Source organism: Lactobacillus corticis (genome assembly GCF_018327645.1).
GTDB lineage: Bacteria > Bacillota > Bacilli > Lactobacillales > Lactobacillaceae > Lactobacillus > Lactobacillus corticis.
The window spans coordinates 1-1,558 of record NZ_BMAY01000114.1 but is presented as its reverse complement, the minus strand read 5'-3'; the positions used below and the strand labels follow the sequence as shown (position 1 = coordinate 1,558).

Sequence of the window (1,558 nt, the reverse complement as noted above, 5' to 3'; positions counted from 1 at the left end):
TGGCTCTTTGTCAAATCCTGTTGATAAGGGTTGATATGAGCTTGAATTGAAGATCCGTATAGTATTAGTTTAGATACTATATGGATCTTTTTCTGTTACCACATTTTCTTCAAGATGAATTCTTTTAAGCAGATTGACGAAGTTTCTGCAGCCGAAGGCAGTCCTTTCAATCTGTTTTATCTTACGGTTAAGTCCTTCAAGACAACCGTTAGAATATTCAAGGTCAATACCGTTAATCACTCCTCGGTAATTACGTTTAAAAGTAAGCAGGGTTGTATGCATTTGCTTGCCAACAATGTTTTTAGAATAAATGATTTCTTTAATAGCCTGCACATCGTGTTTTTGCATAGCCTGAGAAAAGTTTTGCATGGCTTCATAGGTATTCCTTAAAACACCGTTATCGTCTACATCTAAACCCTCGTTAACTATCTGTTCCTGGGTCAGGCTGTCTTTGATTCGCCACTGATATTTTGGCTTTGTCTTTTCAAGTTTGTCATACCGCATTAAATAAAGCTTCCAATAGCCTTTAAGCAGCTTATACTGACGAGATGTTCTGTCTAATTGGCGCATCACACTGACTCTCAGAGAATTAAAGGAGCGGTTGAGCATCTGAATCATATGAAATCTGTCAATAACCACCTTGGCATTAGGAAAACAGGCCCGAACAGCATCTGGATAATAGCAGTTAAGATCCATAGTGACAGTCTCAACGCTTTCTCTGGCTTGAGGTGAATATTTGCCAAAGTATTTTAAAATTGATTTTTTAAAGCGGTTTTGAATAATCTTGATTACCTTGTGCTTTTCGCCATCAATACAGATAAAGTGCAGCTTTCGGCCTACACCCCTGAATTCATCGAAAGCCAGGTGTTTAGGCAGGCTGTCCCAATCACTGTGAAAGTTATGCGAACAAGAAGCTAAAACTCTCTGTACAGTGTTCACGGAAACATTGTGTTCTCTGGCAATACTGGTCATGGAACGATCTTCAGTTAAAGCTGAAATAATTTTACGTTTGGAAATGTTCGAGATACAGCAGTATTTATTAATTAAGTCGGATTTTGCCATTGACCGCTCGCCGCAATCATTACAGAGAACCCTTTGTTTACTGAGCCTGATTATTACCGGCTGTGAAGCATTGGCTGTTATGTAGCGGATATTAGAAATGTAGTGACCATTGTGTTTTATGTCAACGGAACCGCAATGAGGGCAAGCAGGCTGAATCAGTTCCGCGTTGAATACCTTTGCTTTTTTACCCTTGATGAACTTATAGAAATAATCATCAGAAAAAAGGATATTTTTATCTTTAACATCCAGCATAAATTTAATAAAATTATTGTTAGAGGTCATAGCAGTCACAACTTTCTTATATAAAATGTTTGAGTGGTATTGGATTTTTTATTGAGAAATAGAGGCTATGGCCTCTTTTTCTTGCGCAATAAAAAATCCTGTTAACAGGATATCATATAGATAAACCATCAACAGGAAAAATTATAGAGCCATAAAAATTAGACTTTAAGCATCTGCCATTTAGGCAGGTGCTTTTTATTTAGTGCCCCGGCCC

1 protein-coding gene is annotated in these 1,558 nt (G+C 37.6%); it reads right to left on the bottom strand.

The features are described 5' to 3' along the window. Positions 1-69: 69 nt before the first annotated feature. Positions 70-1,344, bottom strand: a complete 1,275-nt coding sequence (locus KI210_RS09025; RefSeq protein WP_212781499.1) for an ISL3 family transposase — start codon at positions 1,342-1,344, stop codon at positions 70-72. Positions 1,345-1,558: the final 214 nt, after the last annotated feature.